This window comes from Sporofaciens musculi (genome assembly GCF_009830285.1).
GTDB lineage: Bacteria > Bacillota > Clostridia > Lachnospirales > Lachnospiraceae > Sporofaciens > Sporofaciens musculi.
Genome location: NZ_WUQX01000001.1, coordinates 1176488 through 1199339, shown reverse-complemented (window position 1 = coordinate 1199339; position 22852 = coordinate 1176488). Strand labels below are relative to the sequence as shown.

Here is a 22852-nt window from a genome sequence, read left to right as displayed (position 1 = left end):
GTCTACTCAATCACCACTTCAAAATATCCGTCCTTCTCGCTGGCAGTTGATTTCTTACCATGATCCTTAGCGTACTTCTCAACATTCATCTTCTGGTGGGGTTCTGTCACCAGTATCTTGACTGGCCCTGATGCGCCTTTCAGCGCTTCTGCAGTCAACATCAACGGCTCCGGACAAGAAAGACCTCTTGCATCTACTTCCTTCATATTATTACCTTCTTTCATAGAATACTATGTATTGTCTTTAATTTCAACCTATATTTTATTTTGCTTCATCCCGTTTACATGTAAATGCTATTACAAAGCATACGGCAATACAGACGATACACGCCACCTTCCCATGAGGAGGTACGGCGCCTGCCACCAGTTCCTTTGTCTCTGCATTCAGGGCTGTTCCACTTGCTGCAAGTCCCAAATTGTGGCACAGAGCCGCGCCCACAAACATTCCCATCACCGTCACGGCCGAGTCAGAGGACCCCTGCCCTGCAAGAATCAACTGGCGAAGGGGGCATCCTCCGGCAAGTGTCGCGGCGAATCCTACCGTATACATACCAAGAATGTTCCACAGATGCTCTGAATGAGCAATGATTCCTGGTGTATCGAAGCCCACCACAAAACGGCTGGTGGCAATGTTGAACACAAGCATAACTACAAATAAGCCTGCAATCACGCTGAACAAATCAAAGTTCTTCATCAGGATAACATCACGAATACTTCCCGCGAAGCACATCCGAGATTTCTGTGCAACCGCCCCGAATAACAAACCTCCAATTAATGATGCAATCAACGGTGCGTGCATACTTCCCGGTCCTGCCTCACTTGCCTTAAGAACAGATGTACATAATGCAAGAATCAGGATTCCAATCATAATCGCCGGCAGCATTGTTCCGCCCACTTTATTTACAGCATGAGCCCTGCCAAGACTAAAGCCTTTTTTAAGTGCAAACACACCTGTTGCCACTCCAAGAATAAAGCCTACTAACGCGACCCACGCATTCAAATCCCCTGCTGACATACGAATCACCATACGCAGCGGACATCCCAAGAATACAAGAGAGCCAATAACAATAATCATTCCCAAAACAAAGCGTATCATCGGAGATGAGCCTCCTGTAGAACGATATTCCTTTGTTGCGACAGAGATTGCAAATGCACCCAGAACCAGACCGATAATCTCTGGTCTTGCATACTGAACCACCTCTGCCTGATGCATTCCAAGCGCACCGGCAGTATCACGGATAAAACACGCGATACAGAATGCCATGTTTGCCGGATTCCCCATGAATGCAAGACATGCCGCTACAAGTCCGCAGATCACGCCGGCTAACGCCAGTTTTTTCTTTGAATCAGATAAATTCATCTTAGTTCCTCCTAACTTTCCTAAACATTACTAATCTTCCTCTTTAGAAAGCTCTCGGACCGCCTTTATGGCAGCGTCCACTTCTTCATCCGTATTAAAATGTGAAAAGCTGAATCTCACAGCCCCCTGTTCCACTGTTTTAAGGGCCTCGTGCATAAGCGGTGCACAGTGTCCTCCTGACCTTGTAGAAATACCATATTCTGTAAGAAGCTCGTCACTTACTTCTGAAGAATCATAATCCCCGATGTTCAGGGTCACAATCGCACAGCGGTCTTTCGTGCTGAAATCCCCATATACCGTTACGTTTTCAATATCCTTAACGCCCTCGTAGAACCGCCACATCAATTCCTGTTCGCGGTCACGTATCTTGTCCATTCCATATGTCTCGATATAGTCAAGGGCAGCGGAAAGCCCTGCAATTCCATGACCATTCAGAGTCCCCGCCTCAAGAGCCGTAGGCATCTGAACCGGCTGAGATTTACTATAAGTCTGGACACCGGTTCCGCCCGCTTTCAGCGAACGAACCTTTACCCCTTCCCTCACATACATACCGCCGGTTCCCTGGGGGCCCAACAATCCCTTATGTCCGGTAAAACAAAGTACATCTATCTTCATCTTCTCCACATCGATGGGAAATACCCCCGCCGTCTGAGAAGCATCCACCACAAAAAGAATTCCCTTCTTTCGAGCAAATTCACCGATTGGCTGCAAATCCACATAATTGCCTGTCAGGTTCGAGCCGTTTGTACACACAATCACCTTTGTCTCCGGCTTGACAGCGCTCTTAATATCTTCGATATCAAAATTTCCCTTGGAATCACTTTCCACAATCGTAAGGCTTGTCCCATTTGCCTCCAAATCATAGAGAGGCCGAAGCACAGAGTTATGCTCAAGCATGGTTGTGATTACATGATCCCCTGGCTCCAAAAGACCACGAAGGGCAATGTTCAGGCTTTCCGTGGAATTACATGTGAATACAACCTGTCTGGGGTCTGTGCCGCCCACCAGCTTGCATAGCTTCTCCCGCGTATTATAAATGAGCCGAGACGCACTAAGGGAAGCATCGTTTACACCTCTCCCCGCATTCCCCATAGAGCTCATTGCCGCCACTACCGCCTCAATCACTTCCTGCGGCTTATGCATTGTAGTAGCCGCGTTATCCAGATAAATCATTTTTGTTTCCATCCTTTCCACCAGCAAAAAACATCTCCGGAAACAAGTAATTCCGGAGACTGTTTCTTTTTATAGTATATTCCCAATTCTTCATTTCGTCTAATTGAATTCCCTAATATAAGAGAGTATATATAGATATACCCTATATATACTCTCTCCCTTTAAATCTCTGTAAAATCTACCTCTTAATTTGATAAACTTCCCTTACTACCCTAATAAACCGCTCTGCTGACCCTGACAACTGATAATTCTTATTATACACCAGATTAATATCTCTCCCTGCGTCTGCCTTCGGAATTGGAAATGCGAGCACATATCCATCCCTCGTCTCCTCCTCTGTGGCAAGACGGGACAATACGGAAACCCCCATTCCCTGCCGCACAGATTTTTTAATGGTCTCCTGATTCTCAATACTGGCGATAATCTCAAGCTCCGACGGGTTTACTCCTGCCCGCTTCAACTGCTTCTTCGCTTCCTTACGCGTGCCTGAGCCCTCCTCCCGCATAATAACATGCTCCTTCAGCAGCCAGCGAATATCATTGGGCGATTCCTGCATAAGCTTCTGATACTTTTCTGTATTTGGCGTAATGATTACCAGCTCATCTTTGTAAAAGGGAATATATTTACAATGCTTCTTCTCCAGCACAGTACCAGTAAACCCTACATCTGCCATGTGCTCAACAATCTGGGTTACAACCTTTGTACTGTCAGTCTCAATGATCTTAATCTGTTCCTCCGGATGCTTCTCATTAAATCGGATTAGAATCTTTGGCAGAAGATACTGGGCTGGTATCGTAGATGCAGCAATCGTTACACAGTGCTTCTCCCCGCTATCCTTTTCACCAAAACGTTCCTCTATCTTCTTCTCCAAATCAACAATCTGCCTTGCATATTTGTATAAATCTTTCCCGTCGTCTGATAAGCCCACCTCTTTCGTATTTCTAACAAACAGCCTTACGCTCAACTCCTTTTCCAAAGAAGCAATATGGGCGCTTATGGTTGGCTGCGTTAAAAACAGCTCCTTGGCCGCCTTTGAAAAACTGCCGCCCTCCGCCACCTGGACGAAGGCCTCTAACTGTTTCAAATTCATTAGAATGCAATCCTTTCACTCTCTGCCCCCGTCTTCTTGGTTACTTTTATACTGTCCATGTACTCAAGTATAGGTTTGGCGCTTTTTCTACTGGTTTCAAACAAATCCCTGACCTGTGCAATGGTAATCAGCGGGTCCTCCAAAAGCTTCTTCTGAATCGCTTCCTTTGCGCTCTCCATGTATTCCTTTAATGTAAACATATCATCCGTAACTTTCACGATTTTTTGTTCTTCCAGCAAAATATTCAGGATATCATCCGCTGTCATTCTGTCCACACCCTTGAATTCAATCTCCGAATAGCGCACAAAATCATACTTAGCTTTTGTAAAGGTGTCCAGAAGAAGCTTGGATACCTTGTCATAGGTTGTGTCCTTCCTCACCTCATATTCAGGCGTACACAGAAACTCATCCACACGTTTCAGACATCCATCGTCAATGAGCAGATCCAGAATCCTCTCAAAAACATTCGGCTTAATCTTCTGAAAATGAGCTGCCAGGACCTCCGCCTTCTTCATGCCGTAACGATAGGGAAATCTCTCCTCGTAAGCCTTAAGCACGCTCTTAAGAGTCTGCTCTGCACCGCGCCTGCTGTCGCTATGCCATACATAAGTATCCTTACGCATAGGAAATACACACACTATCCCCTGGCTCTCCAAATTCTCTACATCCTCCCGCACCTCGTCCAACGAAAGCGCAGTAAGCTTCGCAAGCTCAGCCAGGGTAATCAACGTATCTCCATGCCCTTTGACATGAAGTTCAATCACGTCTGCCGTTGAACCGGACTCTTTGCGCTCAAGTTCTTCAATAACCTCCTGCTGGAACCGCCGTTTTACTCTTGGATTTGGCTCCAGTATAACGCCTCCTCCAATCGTCTCCATCGGCGAATAGAAACGTACCACAAATTTATCACCGCGCCTTACGGCAACTTCTTCCTCCAGCCGAAGCTGTACAAACCCACTCTCTGCGGGCCCTATCTCCTCCTTGTCAAGCAGAACGGCCCGGCACAGCACCTCGCTTGTGCCTGTAAAAAAATGCAGCCGCATATGGTTCGTCAAAACCCGAACAGAGGAATCCAGAATCCTAATTTTCACGTCCAAAAGGTCTGTGTTCTTCATACTGTTCTTGGGCGCCAGCACACACCCTCTCTTAATTTCCTTCTTTTTCACATTAGACAGATTAATTGCCACACGCTGTCCGGCAAAACATTCCTCCTTGTCCCGCCCATGCACCTGAATGCTGCGAATCTTACATTCCTTGCCTACCGGATACATTTGAAGCGTATCCTCCTTGGAAATCGTTCCAGATACCAGCGTGCCGGTAATAATCGTCCCGAAGCCCGACAGCGTAAACGCCCGATCAACCGGAAGACGCGGAATGGTCTGAACGTCTTTTTCCACTACTTCATCACTGGTCATCCGCTCAATCAGGTTAATCAGGTCCTTTAGACCTTCTCCCGTCGCCGCCGACACCCTGACCGCAGGTGAGTTTTCAAGAAAAGTTCCCTCTAACTCCTCCTTTATTTCTTCTTCCACCAGCTCAAGCCATTCCTCATCCACCAGGTCACATTTATTCAAAACAATAATACTTTTCTCTATCCCAAGCAGATTCAGGATATCCACATGCTCTCTGGTCTGAGGCATAATCCCTTCATCCGCGGCAATCACCAGCAGTACCAAATCCATCCCCACCACGCCGGCAACCATGTTGTTGATGAACCGCTCATGTCCCGGAACATCAATGATGCCTACACGGTCCCCGCATGGAAGGTCAAAATAAGTAAATCCCAGGTCAATGGTAATCCCCCGCCTCTGTTCTTCCTCCCACCGGTCTGTATTACGTCCTGTCAGAGCCTTAATAAGCGTCGTCTTCCCGTGGTCAATATGCCCCGCCGTACCAACGATTATATTTTTCATTTCTCACCTCTTTACAAACTCTATCATCCATTCTGTCTGTTACCGCCCTGCGATTAGGCTGATTTTCTCCAACACGTCCAACTCCTTGAACTGCTCTGCAAGCAGCTTAAAAAAACGCCGCTCAATGGTTCTTACATCCAGAAGCACCGTATCATTAACCGTCCTGGGTATTGCAGGTATGGGCAGGTGCCGCATACGTTCTTCCAGCTCAGCAACACTAATCTTCTGGGGATGGATTGCCACAGCCATACTCGGAATCCGCTCAAGAGGAAGGGAGCCCCCTCCAATCTGGGACTCGCAGGGCACGCACTCAATCTTAGCCGGCAGCTCTTTCTCATTCAAAATCTTACACAGCTCCTCAGCTTCCCACTTCACATCCTCCAATGGACACGTAATCATCCGAAGAACCGGAATATTCTGGATTGCTTTCTCCTCAGACAGATATTCCTGCAGCACCATCTCAAGAGCCGCTGCCGTAAATTTGTCGATCCTAAGCGCTCGTGTCAACTGGTTCTTCTTCATCATGTCAATATATTTCTTCCGTCCAATAATAATTCCTGCCTGGGGGCCACCCAACAGCTTGTCGCCGCTGAAGCATACCACGTCTGCCCCCTTGGCGATGGAATCCTGGACCGTCGGCTCATATGTAATGCCGTATTTACTCAAATCAATGAGCACGCCGCTTCCCAAATCCTCAATTACAGGAATCTCATGCTCCTTGGCAATGGGAATCAATTCGTCGATACCCACGCTCTCCGTAAAACCTACAATCCTGTAATTGCTGGTGTGAACCTTAAGGAGAGCCTTCGTCTCCTCAGTGATTGCATTTTCATAGTCGTCAAAATGGGTCTTATTGGTGGTGCCAACCTCAACCAGCGTAGCGCCGCTTTGCTCCATCACGTCAGGAATCCGAAACTTTCCCCCGATTTCCACCAGCTCACCACGGGAAACGACCACCTGGCCTCCCTTGGCAAGTGAACTCAGAATCAACATGACTGCCGCAGCGTTGTTATTTACCGCCATGGCAGCCTCAGCCCCTGTAATCTTGCATAATAACTTCTCAAAATGGGAATAACGCTCTCCCCTGCGCCCTTCCTTTAGATTGTACTCAAGGTTAGAATATCCCGTTGCGATTGCAGACAGACGCCTCATATGCTCCTGTCCGATGGGCGCACGACCCAGGTTCGTGTGAAGAATAGTGCCCGTACCGTTAATCACCATACACATATTGGGAGTGTGCATAGCGGCAACGGTCATCTCTATATGGGCAAGAAGCAGCTCAATCTGCGCCCTTGCCCTATCCTCCTCCTCACATTGCCCGATAAATTCTCTCAGCTTGTCCATCTCTATATGGATTGCCTCCATCACGGTATCCCTGCTGTAATGGTCAATCAACTTTTGGATGGTTTCATTTTCCAGCAGTACGTCCACCTTCGGAATACTGCGGTACAGCATATTCTTATTCATCTCTCTCATTTCCTAACTATTTTATTTCCAGTCTGCTCTGGCCTTAAAACAGACGTATTAATTTATCGCTCTTGTCTGCTACCTTTCCAATAATCGAGACTGCCGTATCCATGCCTGCCTTTTCAAAGTCTCTTAGCATCTCCTGAACATACTCCGGTGAAACGCTAATCAACAGCCCGCCTGATGTCTGGGGATCATAGAGCAGGTCAAGATAATACTCCTTTACGGCTCCCGCCTCCACCTTACCGATGGAATAGCCTCGATTCTTATAAGCTCCCGCCGGAACCAGTCCCATCTTCGCATAATCAATGGCATCCTCAAAATACGCGATATCCTTTACACGAAGCTCGAATGTCACCTCACTGGCCTGGGCCATCTCCACACAATGTCCAAGAAGCCCAAAGCCCGTAATATCCGTACATGCGGATACGTCGTACTTCTCTACCACCTGCTTGCCCTTCTTGTTCAGGGAAGCCATAACTGTCTGCGCCTCACGAATGGCGGACGGGGATGCCATCTCTGCCTTAATCGCAGTATTTACCACGCCGCTTCCAATCTGCTTCGTGAGCACCAGGATATCTCCCGGCCTGCAGCCATAATTCTTAAATATCTTATCAGGATGCACAAAGCCGGATACACACAGCCCATACTTCGGCTCATCGTCCTGTACGGAATGTCCTCCCACCAGCACAGCTCCTGCTTCTTTCACCTTCATGGCGCCACCCGCCAGGATGTCGCCCAAAATCGCCGGATCCAGACAATTCGGGAAACCGACTATGTTAAGCGCTACTGCCGGCTCTCCCCCCATAGCCCATACGTCGCTTAGAGAGTTTGCCGCTGCGATCTGCCCAAACATATAAGGGTCGTCAACAATCGGAGTAAAGAAATCTACCGTCTGGATCATCGCAATCTCATCAGTAACTTTATAAATGGCTGCGTCGTCGGATGTTTCAATCCCTACTATTAAATTGTCATCATGGAATTGAGGCAGCTTACTCAGTACCTGAGCAAGGGTCTCTGGACCTATCTTAGCCGCTCAGCCAGCCGTCTTACTTAATTGCGTTAATCTAACATCTGATTTCATTTCAAAACCTCCTGAACATCTCTTTTTTCTGATACAAGTACATCATTGCCAGAGCCTCCTGACAATGATGTACTTAAAATTGCAAAATATATACTATGGTCTAATAATCTTTCCTGCTTTCGCCATTGTCTCTACAATGCTGTACATATTCGTCACAGAACCTACAGCCAGCTTATCTTTAAGTCCATAGTAATCCAGACAAGTTCCGCAGGTCATAATCTCCACGCCCTGTGCCTCCAAAGACTTAAGGTCTTCCAGTGAATCAGAGCCTTCAGCCGTCAGGGTCGCTCCGCCATTATAGAAAAGCATGGTCTTAGGCAGAGTGTCAAGCTGCGTAACAGCAAAGATAAAACCTTTCATTAATACTTTACCCAATTCGTCGTTTCCTATACCCATCCTGTCAGATGAAACGACCACCACAGTGTTGTCCCTTGCATCCGGCGCACATACCACATCCTCTGCTGCATCTTGAGCTGCTGCGCCTTCCATCTGGATTGTAATCTTAAACTGCGCATCTCCAAGCTTCTCGGAGGATACCGCTCCTCCTGCGCTTGACGCCATCTTCGTAACGTTCTGTACTGCAATCTCATTGTCCACCAGAACCTCGATTGTCTCCGGCCCTGTAAGCGCCTGCATTGCCTTTTTGGTCTTGATAACCGGAATTGGACAGTTATCTCCCATTGCGTTGACTGTAACCATTTTACATTCCACCTTTCTTCTTCGGTTCGTTTACCTCCAACACATATAGACATATTCTATCATTGTTTGACAAAAAGGTAAACGAATATTTAATATATTATAAAATAGTTTGAGAAATTTCCCAGACTCTTTTACCACTGTAAATCTGTTATGTCCTTACACACGTCGCATAGCAATAGCTTTCCAGATTTTCACGAACGGTGCTGCTTCTGATATCTATGGTATGGTAGGTCTTGCCGTCATAAAGGGCAGGCTTCATCCCTCCCTTTTTAAATATGGAAAGAAACTCTTGCATGGTATGTACTTCTTCAGGGAAATAAGTCGCACAGACGCCAACCTTCTCCGGAACATGGCAGTCGCTTGCGCCCATGGTGAAAAGCCCCAATTCTAGCGCAAATTCTGCCGCCGTCCTGCAAGCTTCCATTGACGTGCTTCCGTTAAGCACTTCCAGACCGTCCAGGCCATGCACCTTTAGGAGATGTTCCTCTAGCCCTCGGTTGTTGTTGCGGAAGGGATGCGCTGCATAGCACACGCCCCCCTGTCCTTTGACCAAATCAATAAACTCCTGGGCAGGTATGCGCTCTTTTGGGTAGTCGTCAATCCCGAATGCAACAATATCGCCCTGCAAAGAGAAGAATTCAATACCCACAAAAATGGGGAAGCCAGTCCTCCTAGAATAGTCTGCGGCATATTCCTTAAGTCCCATGCTGTCATGGTCAGTAATGCAGATTCCTCCAAGCCCTTTTAGCTTTGCAAGCTCTACCATCTGTTCTAGCTTTAGAAAACTGTCCTTTGAGTAAGTCATTTCGTGCATGTGGGTATCTATGAACATATTGTCCTCTCCTTTCGGGTGATTTATGCCCGACATGATTGCCTGCGGCTGTGCCCTTACCTCTATTATATAAATCCATGGCCCAGGCTTCAAATAGACTTTTATAATATATAATTTCTATTTATAGATATACTTTATAGGCAAAAAAAGAGGTCTGAGATTAACTCAGACCCGACATCGCCACACGGCTCGTATGGCTCCTTTCATTTCTCTTTGTACTGATTCTTAACTCTTCTTGTTCTCTTAAGCAATCCAGGATTGCTCTGTTCAGAGACAGCATCTTCTCATCCAGGGATGAAACCATCTCCGCACATTCTCTCAATTCCCGACTTATATATTCGGGAGCATTTCCTTCAAATTTGTAATAGATCTTATGTTCAAGGCTTGCCCAGAAATCCATGGCAATCGTCCGAATCTGAATCTCTACTTTTGTATCTACTACACTGTCCGATAAAAATATCGGCACGGATACCAGCATATGATAGCTCTTATAACCGCTTGTCTTCGGGCGCTTAATGTAATCCTTGATTGCCAGAACCTTCAAATCACTCTGGTTCCCGATCATCTCTCCCAACTGATAAATGTCGGATGTGAAGGAGCAAATAAGCCTCACGCCGGCTATATCGTTGACATGCTTGACCATATTCTCAATCGATATCTCGTACCCGTTCTTCCTTAACTTCTTTACTATACTTTCTGGTGTCTTTACTCTGGTCTTGATATGCTCAATCGGATTATACTTATGTACGTGCTGGAATTCATCGTTCAGTATCTCTAGCTTCGTTCCAACTTCCTTCAATGCTGAGTTATACAGGAACATAATAGTCTTCCAACTGTCTACATCCTCATAATTCTTTATTGCATTCTCCATATAGTATCTCTCCTCTCATATCGAAGAGTTAATTCGTACTGTCCATAGTATACCATATGAATCAAGGTATGTCATGAAATTCACATTTATTTAAGAAACTGATTATATTTGCAAATAACCTAAAAAATAGTCAAGAAAATCTTAGAACTCAATCCCCTGTCTTGCCGACCTGCCTAAGTCAAACTGATGCTTCACCTTCCGTATCTCCGTGGCATAGTCTGCCATCTCAAGCAGATTGTCCGTAACCTCATGACCTGTCATCACAATCTCCAACCCTCTCGGCTTATGCTGGATAAAACTGATAAGCTTGTCCTCACTGATTACGTCAAACTTAAGGGCGCACAGCACCTCGTCCAGCAGCAGCATATCGAATGGAGCGCAGAATTTTATGATCTCGTCCAAAGCCTTATTGTTGTAATGGCGAAGCTGTGCACGCTCGTCTCTGTTCATATTACCCACAAACTTTACCTTCTCCCTTCCCGGAAGGCAGGTAACGTTCGGGAGAACCTCCAATACCTTGCGTTCACTGGAGGAATTGTCCTTTAGAAACTGAAACACCAGCACCTTAAGTCCGGCGCCCACAGCCCGAACGGCCAATCCCACTGCGGCAGTCGTCTTTCCCTTCCCGTCTCCATAGTATACATGTATTCTTCCTGTTCCAATCATATAATCATCCCCGCTTTCATATATACGATTCTTATTATAAGCCCTCATCTTGAATTTGTATAGCTAAGAATTTTTCTCTTTACAGCTACGCAAAAAACAGATATACTTTTCAGTATATTTTATGGAAATGAGGTATGGTTATGTTTCGTTTATGGGGAAAAGAATTTAAGGACAATAGAATGGTTCGGGATACCGTCATCTGTGATGATACGGACGATACCCGAACCCATAAGATATTCAACGCTCTTGATGCCATATGCTATGAATTTGATTTGAGCAAACCAATCTGGCTGGATGCAACGATTGATGAATTCAAACGACATGACAAGACGCGGTTTACACAGGATAACTTCGTGGACTCTATTGACTTTGATTACCTCGAAATCCACATTATTGAAGAATAAGCCCCTTTACTCCTTATTCATTGCGAATTGCCGCAAGGGGACTCAGCTTCATGGCACGAAGGGCGGGGAAATATCCTGCTATTACCCCTACCAGCATAGCGAAGCCCATAGAAAGCAACACCAGCCATGGAGGAATATAGGAGATATTACTTGAAAATCCCATAGATGTCGCACCCTGTCTGGTCAGGAAATTAATGACAGCAGACATCAGGAAGCTCAATACATTCCCCATCATGCCTCCAAGCAGACCGATAAACGCCGCTTCCAGCAGGAACATCTGCTTAATATTCTTTAAACTGCAACCCAATACCTTGATTACTCCGATTTCTTTTGTCCGCTCATAGATGGACATCATCATTGTATTAGCAATACCGATTGCAGCCACGAACAGGGACACCGCTCCAATGCCGCCCAATACTGCCTGAATAATGGCAAACTGGCTTTTCATACTGTTTAAGTACTCTGCATTCGTCTCTACATTGTATCCCTTTTCACGGATGATGGCCGCCACCTTATCTACATTGTCGATATCGTCTACATTAACCTGGGCATAGGTATAACAGAATTCCTTATATGGCTTGCCCGATTTCGTAGTGGGCTGTCCTGGGATCGCTCTTCCTGAGAACTCCTTCTTCAAAATCTGTTTCAGTGTATCCAAATCGCAATATATATAGTAATAATTGGCATTATACTCGTCAGGACCGCCTTGTACCATACCACATGCTCTTACCACATGCTTCTGAACAGTATTAGATTTGGCCTGCTGTCCTCCATTTTCATCTCCTCCCATATCCATTCCGCTTCCCATACTGTTATAGTATCCGTCCTGGTCAAGAATCATAAAAATGGAATCATGGATAAAGTCAATGTCAGGCAGCTCCATCGTCTCGTAATAGCTCTTCCCCGACCCTTTCTCATAAAACATCGTCGGTATTCCATTGCCGTACACCACCTCCAGCGTACTGCCTCCAGAAGCCGGAAGCTTCCCCTCTGCCAGTGGAATATTCTTGGCAACCAGGCCTTCTGGAGTCATTGCAACCAGTTGACCGTTGCCTTCGTACTTACCCTTTATCATATTCACCCACATCTCATACACCGGTGATGCAATGGTTACATTCTCAATCTTTGAAAGCTCGCTGATTACCTGATCATTGATATATTTCTTCGATTCTTCCCCGCTGTCGCCGGATGAATAGGAAACCATAGAGTCTCCCGCATTAGCTCCAGTCACCTTGATGCTGGTTAGACCGCCGGAATTCTCTACCTCCTGGTAGAGAGACTCCTGCAGACCCAATCCCAATGAAATCATGACTACAATGGAGGCCGTACCAATGATCACTCCGAGGACAGTCAGGAAGGTCCGAAGCTTCCGTCGCTTTAAATTGCTACCGCTCATCCTCAGAAGATCTATCCAGCTCATCCAGCAATTCCTCCTCTTCATTCAATCTCTGCCGTTTTTTCCGTTTCTTCCTTATCACCACAATGAGAATGACAATGACGACAATCCCTGCAATAACAGCCACCGGAATCACAGGAAAGGACTTTTCTTCTTCCAGTATCTCCATACCGGACATCATGGATGAATCTTCCATCATCTCCATGACCTCAATCTGCAGCTCCTTCGTGGCAGTTGAAATCTTTCCCGCCTCATCCTCGTAGCTTAAGGTCATTGTTACATTTGCAGGTCCTTGTGTTGCCTGCACACCTTCCAGCATAGCGTCAATTGAAGCCGTTGCACCGGACTCCACATTCCCCAGAAACACTTCTTCCTTTTTGATGCAGGCGCCTTCAAATATCGCTCTCACATTGTAGAGCTTAATCCTGCCCAAATTGTAGAGGTTACACATTACATTTGCCTCGTCTCCCAGTGAAATGCTCTCTGGGCTTATCTCAAATTCACTGAACTCAAATCTTGCATCCTGCTTTACCGGAATGGAGATACTAGAGGCTGCGTCAATCTGCGCGCCGTCGTTGTCCTCGTATTTCATGGACAAATCCACACTGTATGGCTTCTGTAAAAGGTCCGACTTGGCATTGAGCTGAATAGATATGTCTGCCGTTCCATTCGCCTTAATCCCATCCAGGTAAATGGAGCTGGAGCCTGATGCCGGAAGGAATGCCGGCGCTACTGTCTGGGCGTCGGCGCCCTCCGTCGGTGCGCTTAAGTCAAACAGCATGTTACGCACTCTGGTGGCCTTTGACGTATTCTTTAAATGAATTGTCAGGGTAAAATTACTTCCTGCCCGTACCTCTGCTGGGTCCGTGTTGAAGCCTGTGACAATCACTCGCGGAACTGAAACAGAGCCATCTGAGCCAGAACCGCCTCCGCCGCTGAAGGAAGCGCCTCCGTTGCTAAAGCCGCCTGCATCTACTGAGGGGAAGTCCAACCCGTCTCCGACGATCTGGTCTCCTGGATTCGGGACTGGATTATCACCAACGGGAGGCTCCAGATTTTCTATTGGTTTTGCGGTGGTATTCGCATAGAATTTCTGAGAAACTAGTGCATCCTGATATCCCTTTGCGTATATATTGAATTGTAAAGTATGCCTCGAAGTCGGCACATCCTCTCTCTGAGTAAACTCAAAGGAAACGGCCTGCGATTCGCCGTTCTTAATATTCAGTTCCCTTGCATAGCTCTGGTATTCTGTATTAAAAGGCCATTCTTCGTTTTTATCACCCAAGCTTGGAGATAAGACTGCGTTGTTCAAATCTACACCTGAATTATTATGTACAATTAATGTCCAGGTCGTTGATTTGCCTGCCTCAAATGTTGGGACTCGGTTTTCCTCAGATGCAATCGTAATACCATTCCCATTCTTTGCTCCTACACCTACAGCCTCATCGTCCCCTTTCTGCACATCCTCCGCCAACACCCCCGCCGGCGTCATCACTGTGACCAGCAGCGCAGCCAAACATACTCCCATCAGAAGTTTCCTTAATCTTCTCATCCTTTCAGTCCTCCCTGTAATGCAATCTTCCGGTTGTCTTCAATCTTAAGAATCTTTCCATCCCGGATATGAAAGACTCTGTCTGCATAAGTCGCCAGATGCGCGTCATGGGTAACCATGACAAGGGTTTTCTTCTGTTCTCTCACCACCTGCTGCATCAGCCGCATGACCTCCTCTGATGTGTGAGAGTCCAAATTCCCTGTGGGTTCATCTGCAAATATAATCTTCGGGTCCAACACTAATGCCCTGGCAACACCTACTCGCTGCTGCTGCCCGCCGGACATCTGGTTTGGCAGATGCTTCTTATGCTTCTTAAGCTTAACCAAATCCAGCATCTTATCCGCCTTACGCATCCGCACATCCCTGGGCACTCCCCGAAAGCTTAAGGGCAATGCCACATTCTCCACAGCGTTCATGGTTCCCAGCAGATGGAAGGACTGAAAAATAAATCCCACATTCTCCCGCCTGAACCGTACCAACTGTTCCTCTGTCAGATTCTCGATGTGGGACCCCGCAATCACCACGCTGCCTCTGGTCGGCTTCTCAAGTCCCGCCAGCATATTCAGCAGCGTGGATTTGCCGGACCCTGACGTACCAACAATGGCACAGAACTCTCCCTTAAAAATCTCGAATCCTACTCCGTCCAGCGCCCGTACAACCTCGTCGCCAACCCGATACAACTTATAAAGACTTTTTACTTCTATTACTCTCTCCATAGATTCCTCCTAGCATACTCTCATCATTATAAGTCTGAAATCCAAACATTTTCGATAGAAATTATGAATTTTTTCTTAATTTAGAAAAAGAATTGCTTTTTCATCAAATAGGTGATATAATCATTGGCATGCAGATATAGTTCATTGGTAGAATGCTAGCTTCCCAAGCTGGAGAGGCGGGTTCGATTCCCGTTATCTGCTTCTTACCAAAAGCTAAGGATGATGTATATTCTTAGCTTTTTTTGTATATTCTTTCTATTTCAAATGTTCTTTTCTAACCATTATAGCATCTTTTTTGATAATAGCAACATTACTTCACAATTCGCCAAAATTTCTCAAATATTTTTTTACAATTCGGAATGTTTATCAGACAAATAAACAGATGGTCAGATTATGGATGATATACCCAAGGGTATGCATTCCCGTATGCCCTTGGGTATTAAAATCAAAGATTTTTACCTGCGGATACTGATGGCCGTCCCTACGGCGCCAGGTCCGGTATGGCTTCCAATGCTGAAAGACAGCGGATTATAATAGACGATAGCCTTTGGAAATGTCTCTTTTAAAGTATCCGTCCATTCTTTTTCCTCGTCGGCATTAAGCCCTGCACCGGCGCCTCCAATTACAATCTGGCTCATGTCCACATCCTTGAAGCGTGTCGCCAAATCATTTTTCAGCGCCTCTAACATTTTATGTTTACACTTTTTCATTCCACGTACTTTGGCAAATGCATCCAGCCGCTCTCCCTGTATTGTAAGTACGGGTTTGATATTCAGTACTGCACCCAAAGCAGCAGCGGCAGGCGTCACCCTTCCTCCCTTTTTCAAAAACTCCAACGTATCAACCGCGATATAGATGCTGGCTTCATACGCACGAGCTTCCAGCTCTTTCTTAATCTCCTTGGCAGACATGCCCCTGTCAGAAAGCCCCTTGGCCTCCAACACCGACTCTCTAAGGGTCACGGAAATCCTGTGATTGTCCACCACCTCTACTTTTCCGTCATAGTCAGACGCAAGAGAAATGGCTGACTCACAGGAATTGCTCAAACCACTGGACATTGGAATATGGACAATCTCATCATATCCTTTTGCAAGAATCTCATCCCACATCCCCATAACCTCCCCAGGCGACGGCTGAGAGGTGGATACATCCTTTCCTCCCGTCAGGCTGCTGTAGAACATTTCCTGCGTAAGATCCACACCCTCATAACAAATCACTTCATCAATGATTACTGGCATCGGAAGGGAAAAGATTCCTAATTTTTCTGCTTCGCTTTTTGTGATTCCACTGTTACTGTCTGTCATAATCGCTGTCTTCATATGGCAATTCCTCCTGGCAACTCATATATTCTCTCTTTATATCTCTTTGAGATACCATTTCCCTTGAAATTTACAACGTATTTGTCTATAATCAAGTGTGACAAATTGTAACACTTTAAACATTAAAATTCAATATCTTAACATGCAACTGTGACAAACAAGGGGATTTTGTTCATGAGTACAGAAAGAAAGAATCAGGCCAATCAATTAGCCCGTGAGTGTATTGTTACTGCTCTGATGCAGCTATTAAAAGAAAAACCGTTGTCCGCCATATCTATATCCGAGCTTACCCAGAGAGCCGGTGTATCAAGGATGACCTATTACCGGAATTACCAGTCAAAAGAAGATATCTTCTCCTCCTATCTTGATGAGGCGTTAGCCCATTATCAGAGAGAAGCCCGCGAGCTGTCGCTGGACAGGCAAATCTATGATTCCGCCAACCTGTTCCACTGTTTCTCCTACTTTGAGAAACACAAGGAATTTCTTGACAGTCTGTTCAAAAGCGGCTTAGGCCACCTTCTTTTGACAGCCATCAGCAAATACATCGTTGAAGCCTGGTATAAACCGGAAGATGGAATTGAGACCTATTATGGCCTGCAGGCTTTTGCGGGCGCTCTATACAATCTCTACATCTCCTGGTCCTCAAACGGCTCGAAAGAAACGCCTGCAGAGCTTGTTAATCTCTTGCAAAGCATTGCGCCACACACACACAACACTTAATTTTAGCCTGCTCAAGCAATAATTTCAGTATATCTTTTATAGTTATACCAATTTTTCAGTTTTTTTATTATTTCATATATTTTTTTCTGATTATCTATTGACATATTCTGTATCGTGTGATATTATAATGACATCAAAAGAAAAGGAGGACAGACCACCAAAAACTTAAATCTTTAAAGTCAAAAATATATAATAGAAACGAGGTATCGTCCGATGGATACAGAATTTTAAAATCCACTGTACTGAATAGCAGATTCGTACAGTGGATTTTAGTTTCCGTATTTTATTCTCACAAAATAGTAAAATGAAGAAGCTCGTATCCAGAAATATCAATCTTCATCTGACAACCTATGAACCAGACGGCAGATATGGCCTTAATATTCCCGCCACATTACTAATCGGCATCGTCTGAAGCCATACTTTACCAGGCCCGCTGATGACCGTATTAAACAGTCCTTCTCCCCCAAACAACATGTTTTTCACTCCTGGTACACTCTTAATCTCCATCTGGCAGGTAGCCGTCATTGCCGCAAGATGTCCCGTATCTACCACAATCTGCTGCCCTGGCTGAAGCTCGTATTCCACCACATGTCCGTCAAATTCAGCAAACACAGTACCGTACCCGCTAATCTTCTGCATAATGAAGCCTTCTCCGCCAAACAAGCCTGAACTGAACTTCTTATTGAAAAATACAGATAATTGTACTCCTGCTTCTCCAGCAAGAAACGCGCTCTTTTGGAAAATCATCTCCTGACCAGGGGCAATCTCGTACGCCTTGATGGAGCCTGGAAAACTGGATGCGAAAGCAATCATACCGCTGCCGCCCTGCGCTGTATAAACGTTCTGGAACATCTTCTCTCCTGAAAACATCCTGCCAAACGCTTTCCCGATTCCTCCGTTGGTGGTTGTCTCCATCAGCATGTTTGGCGACATCCACGACATGCCGCCTCCTTCTGTAATCATCTTCTCTCCGCCTTCAAGCTGACAGATGACAACCGGAAGCGTCTCTCCCTTAATCTCATATCTCATAAAGTACCTCCTTGTATATCTTTTATATCATAAACCTGTTAAGTCCGCTGCTTTATACCTTAATCTGACTATGTATCCAGCGATTTCGACCCTGCACAGAACAGCACGAAGCCCAAAAACAAGACCGCCGCTGCCATCCAGCCCACCAGCGCCATTGTCCCCTGTCCTGCAAATTTGTCGTAATATCCCTTCAAATAAATCACAATAATAATCAGAGGCAGCACATAAGACACATATCCTTTTAACCCACGGGGAAAACGAATTCCCTCTCCCGCGTTGGCTTCCTCAAGGAAATTCTCCCATCCCCAGCCATTCCTTCTGGTACAGAACAGCACGTAACCAAGACTTCCAAGAGGAAGAAGATTATTGGACACGATAAAATCCTCAAGATCCATGATATTCGTCCCCGCACCCAACGGCTCAAAGCCTGCCAGCACATTGAAGCCCAGTACACACGGCATACTTAAGACTATCAGCAGGACCACATTCACCAGCACACTCTTACTTCTGGGCCAGCCAAGCAGATCAATGGCAAATGAAATAATATTCTCGAATACCGCCACAATCGTCGTAAACGCCGCGAAAGTTAAAAACAGAAAGAACAACGCTCCCCAAAGCCTTCCGCCTGTCATCTGGGCAAATATATTTGGTATCGTAATAAAAATCAGACTCGGCCCCGCCCCCGGCTCGATTCCAAAGGCAAAGCAGGAGGGAATAATGATAAATCCTGCCATCAACGCCACGAAGGTATCAAGGGCTGTAATGCTGACGGCTTCCCCTGTCAAACTCCGCTCTCTGCCGATATAACTTCCAAAGATTAACATTGCCCCAATTCCAATGGAAAGGGTGAAAAACGCCTGGCTCATTGCCCCAAAAATTACATTTCCAATCCCAATCTCCTTCATTCCGGCAAAATCAGGAACCAGATAGAAGCGAATTCCCTCCCCAGCTCCCTTCAAAAATACTGAGTGGACTGCCAACGCTACCATAATGAGCAGAAGGGCAGACATCATAACTTTAGAAACACGCTCAATCCCCTTCTGAATCCCAAAATAACAAACTGCAAAACCCACAATACAAATCAATACGGTCCAGAAGGTCATAACTGGCACATTTCCAAGCATGTCTGAGAATCCAGCCGCCACCATATCAGACGTCGCACCCACGAATTCGCCCTTAATGCTTCGGTAACAGTAGTACATCATCCAGCCGCCGACTGTTGTGTAGAACATCATAAGCAGGTAACACCCAATTACACCAATCCATTTGGTAACATGCCAGCGGGTGCTGCAAGGTTCAAGCTTCTCGAAGCTTACCGCCACACTTCGGCGGCTTCCTCTCCCCACGGCAAACTCACAGACCATGACCGGTATTCCCATGATAAGCAGAAATGCCAGGTAGATGAGAATAAACGCCGCACCTCCAAACTCCCCGCACATATAGGGGAACTTCCACACATTGCCAATCCCGATTGCACATCCGGCCGATACCAGGATGAACCCCATACGCGACCCGAATTTTTCTCTTTTCACGATTCTCTATCCTCTGGAACATCTGAACTTAAGTTCTTCCCATCTGCGGTCTACTTCCTTCTGGAATTCCTCTATCAGATATTCGTTTCCTTTCTTAAATAAATGTTTAAAACGTCCCTGGGGCTTTAGAAAATCTTCGATTGGCAGCTTCTTCTTCGGCTCATAGTTCAAAATCCACTTGCCCTCCACCACCTCGAATAAAGGCCAGTAACAAGTCTCCACGCCCAGCTTACAGATCTCCATAATATCCGGCGTTCGATATCTCCACCCTCTTGGACAGGGCGCCATAATATTTAAAAATGCCGCCCCCGCCGTATAGATTGCTTTCTCAGATTTTACATGGAGGTCCTTAAAATTCTGAATAAATGTAGTCTGCGCCACATAAGGAATATCATGAGCCGCAATAATCGCCGCCAAATCCTTTCTATTCTGGGGCTTTCCGTTACTTGCGCTTCCCACCGGAGTGGTGGTGGTGTCTGCATACATAGGCGTTGCAGAAGAACGCTGGATCCCCGTGTTCATATATGCGCCGTTATCGTAGCAGACATATACCATATCCGTATTCCTCTCCATCGCGCCGGACAATGACTGGAATCCGATATCATAGGTTCCGCCGTCTCCTCCGAAGGTAATAAACTTGTATGTCTCATCTAATTTTCCTTTTCTTTTCAGAGCCTTGTACGCACCCTCCACACCGCTTAAGGTTGCACCTGCATTTTCAAACGCGTTATGGATATAGCTGTCCTCCCACGCTGTATACGGATAGGTAAAAGTGGACACCTCCAGGCAGCCCGTGGCATTTCCGATTACAGCTTTATCTCCTTCATGAAGCCCCCGCAGTACGTTTCTCACCGCAATCGTACCGCCGCAGCCCGCGCACATCCTATGTCCAGGCGCCAGACGTTCCGGTTTGCTCATCGTCTCTTTGAAATTATAACCCATCTTTTGTCCCCCCTATTCTCTGATTCCAAGATATCGGTAAGTCTCTCCTGCATGGCCATCCTCAGCAATCTGTTTCAAAGCTGCAAATACGCCCTCCATGTCCTCCACACGCACATCGCGTCCTCCAAGTCCATAGATGTAATTCACAGCCAAAGCCTTAGACCTTGCCCTGTATAACGCAGACATTACGTCCGCCCCAAGGGGACCTCCATGGTTCGTATAACCCTCCGCCCGATCCATGATGGCAACCGCTTTTACTCCTGTCAGAGCCTCTGCAATGGCTTCTGCCGGAAATGGACGATAAAGCCGAAGCTTCAAAAGCCCAACCTTTACCCCTTTCTTTCTTAAAGCATCAATAGCATCCTTGGTAGTACCTGCCGCTGAACCAATCATAACCACCGCATACTCGGCATCCTCCATACAATACGCCTCAAATAAGCCGTACTCTCTGCCGGAAATCCCCGCAAATTCTTTGGCCACATCAAGCACAACCTGCTCTACATGCTTCATTCCCTCCGCCTGGCTGCGCTTTGCTTCCATATAATAGTCCGTGATTGAATAGGGGCCTACCGCCATAGGGCAGTCCGGATTCAGCAGATAATTCTCAGGTGCATATTCTCCGACAAATTTCTTTACCTCATCATCCTCTAATAGCTCCATATTCTCCACCGCATGGCTGGTAATAAACCCATCCTGGCAAATCATAATCGGAAGCCTTACGTCCTTATGCTCGGAAATACGGTATGCCTGCACCATGTTATCATAGGCTTCCTGATTGTTCTCCGCGTAAATCTGAATCCATCCAGCATCTCTTGCGCCCATGCTGTCCGAATGGTCACAGTTAATATTAATCGGTCCTGACAATGCGCGGTTTACCAATGCCAGCGCCAAAGGAAGCCGGTTGGATGCCGCTATGTACAACTCCTCCCACATATAGGCAAGTCCGCAGGAGGAGGTTGCCGTAAGGCTTCTCGCACCTGCCGCCGACGCGCCGATTGCAGCGCTCATGGAGCTGTGCTCACTCTCCACTGGAATAAATTCTGTGTCTACCTGCCCGTTTGCCACAAAGGAGGCAAAATACTGAGGAATCTCCGTGGACGGTGTGATCGGGAACGCCGGAAATACATCCGGATTAATCTGCCTTAACGCTATCGCTATCGCTTCATTTCCTGATAAACGGTCTCTTTTTGCCATCTTACTCCACCCCTTCCATCGTGATTGCGCCGAATGGGCATGACTTTACACAGATGCCGCATCCCTTACAATGATCATAGTCGAATTCGCCTCTCTTGCCCTCTTTTACCGGAATACAACTGTCCGGACAGACCGGCGTACACAGAAGACACTGTTTACATTTTTCCTCTATGAATACCGGCTTATCCGTAGACCACTCGCCTGTGTTGAACTCCTTCGATGTTCCTGCTTTGGCAATCACCATTCCTTCCGTCAAATCCCTCCAGGAAGCCTTCACACCTAATTTTGTAATATCCGTAGTCATTTACCGCACCTCCTCAAGCGCCATCTTAAGAGCCGCCATATTACCGTCAATCACCTCTGGCTTACTGGCGAACTTATGGGAAAAGGATGAGCGCATCTCTTTTAAAAATGTTTCTTCGTCCATCACATCCGCCACCTTAACGATTGCCGCAAGCAGCGGTGTATTTGGGAAATACTTTCCCATGGCAGCCATGGATACCTTGTGGGCATCGATGGTATATACCTTTCCTTCATATCCCTTCAAATGTGGAATAATCTCCTCCTTCGGACGCGCTGTATTAATAAGTATCGCACCGTCCTTCTTAAGACCGCTGGTTACGTCAACCGCCTCCAAAAGCGATTCATCTACCACCACCACATACTGGGGAGTATAGATATTAGAATGTACGCGAATCTGTGTGTCGCTGATTCGATTGTAAGCCGTAATCGGCGCTCCCATACGCTCTGGTCCGTACTCCGGAAACCCCTGAACATACTTCCCCGTCTGAAACGCCACATCTGCAAGAAGCAGAGCGGCAGTCTTGGCACCCTGGCCGCCACGGCCATGCCATCTGATCTCTGTAAGGTTACTCATCTTCCTTCATCCTTTCT

General features: G+C 46.4%; 23 protein-coding genes and 1 tRNA gene. 3 read left to right on the top strand and 21 right to left on the bottom strand.

From position 1 onward, the window contains the following. Nucleotides 1-2 precede the first annotated feature (2 nt). The 11 genes from GN277_RS05900 to GN277_RS05850 form a co-directional block, all read right to left on the bottom strand. The gene (locus GN277_RS05900; RefSeq protein ID WP_159750253.1) at nt 3-206 is read right to left on the bottom strand and encodes a sulfurtransferase TusA family protein; all 204 of its coding nucleotides are present in this window, start codon (nt 204-206) and stop codon (nt 3-5) included. Between the two features lie 55 nt (nt 207-261). Then, the gene (gene yedE, locus GN277_RS05895; protein WP_159750252.1) at nt 262-1359 is read right to left on the bottom strand and encodes a YedE family putative selenium transporter; all 1098 of its coding nucleotides are present in this window, start codon (nt 1357-1359) and stop codon (nt 262-264) included. Nucleotides 1360-1389: 30 nt separating this feature from the next. Further along, entirely contained in the window at nt 1390-2532 is a 1143-nt protein-coding gene (locus tag GN277_RS05890; protein ID WP_159756429.1) for an aminotransferase class V-fold PLP-dependent enzyme, read from the bottom strand. Nucleotides 2533-2710: 178 nt separating this feature from the next. Further along, complete coding sequence (locus GN277_RS05885; protein WP_159750251.1) at nt 2711-3622, bottom strand: selenium metabolism-associated LysR family transcriptional regulator; 912 nt, start codon at nt 3620-3622, stop codon at nt 2711-2713. Next, entirely contained in the window at nt 3622-5535 is a 1914-nt protein-coding gene (gene selB / locus GN277_RS05880; protein WP_159750250.1) for a selenocysteine-specific translation elongation factor, read from the bottom strand. The genes GN277_RS05885 and selB overlap by 1 nt, the downstream gene beginning before the upstream one ends. Nucleotides 5536-5574: 39 nt before the next feature. Continuing rightward, a complete protein-coding gene (gene selA / locus GN277_RS05875; RefSeq protein WP_159756426.1) occupies nt 5575-7002 on the bottom strand; it encodes an L-seryl-tRNA(Sec) selenium transferase in 1428 nt (475 codons plus the stop codon). Nucleotides 7003-7045: 43 nt separating this feature from the next. After that, nucleotides 7046-8086, bottom strand: a complete 1041-nt coding sequence (gene selD, locus GN277_RS05870) for a selenide, water dikinase SelD (protein ID WP_159750249.1) — start codon at nt 8084-8086, stop codon at nt 7046-7048. Between the two features lie 93 nt (nt 8087-8179). Further along, nucleotides 8180-8785, bottom strand: a complete 606-nt coding sequence (gene yedF, locus GN277_RS05865; protein ID WP_159750248.1) for a sulfurtransferase-like selenium metabolism protein YedF — start codon at nt 8783-8785, stop codon at nt 8180-8182. Between the two features lie 148 nt (nt 8786-8933). Continuing rightward, complete coding sequence (locus GN277_RS05860) at nt 8934-9617, bottom strand: PHP domain-containing protein (RefSeq protein ID WP_159750247.1); 684 nt, start codon at nt 9615-9617, stop codon at nt 8934-8936. A gap of 160 nt (nt 9618-9777) precedes the next feature. Continuing rightward, on the bottom strand, nt 9778-10488 hold the full coding sequence (locus tag GN277_RS05855) for a GTP pyrophosphokinase (protein ID WP_159750246.1): 711 nt from the start codon (nt 10486-10488) through the stop codon (nt 9778-9780). A gap of 141 nt (nt 10489-10629) precedes the next feature. After that, entirely contained in the window at nt 10630-11202 is a 573-nt protein-coding gene (locus GN277_RS05850) for a cob(I)yrinic acid a,c-diamide adenosyltransferase (RefSeq protein ID WP_244324614.1), read from the bottom strand. Nucleotides 11203-11294: 92 nt separating this feature from the next. Here GN277_RS05850 and GN277_RS05845 point away from each other — a divergent pair, with 92 nt between their 5' ends. After that, nucleotides 11295-11558: a hypothetical protein gene (locus tag GN277_RS05845; protein WP_159750245.1), complete on the top strand. Its 264-nt coding sequence runs from the start codon at nt 11295-11297 to the stop codon at nt 11556-11558. Between the two features lie 13 nt (nt 11559-11571). Here GN277_RS05845 and GN277_RS05840 read toward each other — a convergent pair whose 3' ends face one another. The 3 genes from GN277_RS05840 to GN277_RS05830 are packed head-to-tail and all read right to left on the bottom strand — an operon-like array spanning nt 11572 to nt 15222. Then, nucleotides 11572-12978: an ABC transporter permease gene (locus GN277_RS05840; RefSeq protein WP_159750244.1), complete on the bottom strand. Its 1407-nt coding sequence runs from the start codon at nt 12976-12978 to the stop codon at nt 11572-11574. Continuing rightward, the gene (locus tag GN277_RS05835) at nt 12944-14506 is read right to left on the bottom strand and encodes a COG1361 S-layer family protein (RefSeq protein WP_159750243.1); all 1563 of its coding nucleotides are present in this window, start codon (nt 14504-14506) and stop codon (nt 12944-12946) included. The genes GN277_RS05840 and GN277_RS05835 overlap by 35 nt, the downstream gene beginning before the upstream one ends. Further along, complete coding sequence (locus tag GN277_RS05830) at nt 14503-15222, bottom strand: ABC transporter ATP-binding protein (RefSeq protein WP_159750242.1); 720 nt, start codon at nt 15220-15222, stop codon at nt 14503-14505. The genes GN277_RS05835 and GN277_RS05830 overlap by 4 nt, the downstream gene beginning before the upstream one ends. Nucleotides 15223-15352: 130 nt before the next feature. Between GN277_RS05830 and GN277_RS05825 the strand changes: the two genes are divergently transcribed. After that, nucleotides 15353-15423: transfer RNA gene (locus GN277_RS05825), tRNA-Gly, on the top strand. 254 nt (nt 15424-15677) lie between these two features. Here GN277_RS05825 and GN277_RS05820 read toward each other — a convergent pair. Continuing rightward, nucleotides 15678-16541 carry a DegV family protein gene (locus tag GN277_RS05820; RefSeq protein WP_159750241.1) on the bottom strand — a complete coding sequence of 288 codons (864 nt, stop codon included), beginning with the start codon at nt 16539-16541 and terminating at the stop codon, nt 15678-15680. Nucleotides 16542-16715: 174 nt separating this feature from the next. On the opposite strand from GN277_RS05820, the gene GN277_RS05815 reads away from it, so the two are divergent. Beyond that, nucleotides 16716-17261, top strand: coding sequence for a TetR/AcrR family transcriptional regulator (locus GN277_RS05815; protein WP_159750240.1), 546 nt, complete (start codon nt 16716-16718; stop codon nt 17259-17261). Between the two features lie 348 nt (nt 17262-17609). Here the strand turns inward: GN277_RS05815 and GN277_RS05810 are convergent, their stop codons facing one another. The 6 genes from GN277_RS05810 to GN277_RS05785 all read right to left on the bottom strand — a co-directional run bounded on the left by GN277_RS05810 (nt 17610) and on the right by GN277_RS05785 (nt 22835). Next, nucleotides 17610-18290, bottom strand: coding sequence for a TIGR00266 family protein (locus tag GN277_RS05810; protein WP_159750239.1), 681 nt, complete (start codon nt 18288-18290; stop codon nt 17610-17612). A gap of 68 nt (nt 18291-18358) precedes the next feature. Then, the gene (locus GN277_RS05805) at nt 18359-19822 is read right to left on the bottom strand and encodes a sodium-dependent transporter (RefSeq protein WP_159750238.1); all 1464 of its coding nucleotides are present in this window, start codon (nt 19820-19822) and stop codon (nt 18359-18361) included. A 6-nt stretch (nt 19823-19828) separates the two neighbouring features. Continuing rightward, the gene (locus GN277_RS05800) at nt 19829-20764 is read right to left on the bottom strand and encodes a thiamine pyrophosphate-dependent enzyme (protein WP_159750237.1); all 936 of its coding nucleotides are present in this window, start codon (nt 20762-20764) and stop codon (nt 19829-19831) included. A 12-nt stretch (nt 20765-20776) separates the two neighbouring features. Then, nucleotides 20777-21958: a pyruvate ferredoxin oxidoreductase gene (gene porA, locus GN277_RS05795; protein WP_159750236.1), complete on the bottom strand. Its 1182-nt coding sequence runs from the start codon at nt 21956-21958 to the stop codon at nt 20777-20779. Between the two features lies 1 nt (nt 21959). Further along, nucleotides 21960-22262, bottom strand: a complete 303-nt coding sequence (locus GN277_RS05790; protein WP_159750235.1) for a 4Fe-4S binding protein — start codon at nt 22260-22262, stop codon at nt 21960-21962. Beyond that, nucleotides 22263-22835 carry a 2-oxoacid:acceptor oxidoreductase family protein gene (locus tag GN277_RS05785; protein WP_159750234.1) on the bottom strand — a complete coding sequence of 191 codons (573 nt, stop codon included), beginning with the start codon at nt 22833-22835 and terminating at the stop codon, nt 22263-22265. Nucleotides 22836-22852 lie beyond the last annotated feature (17 nt).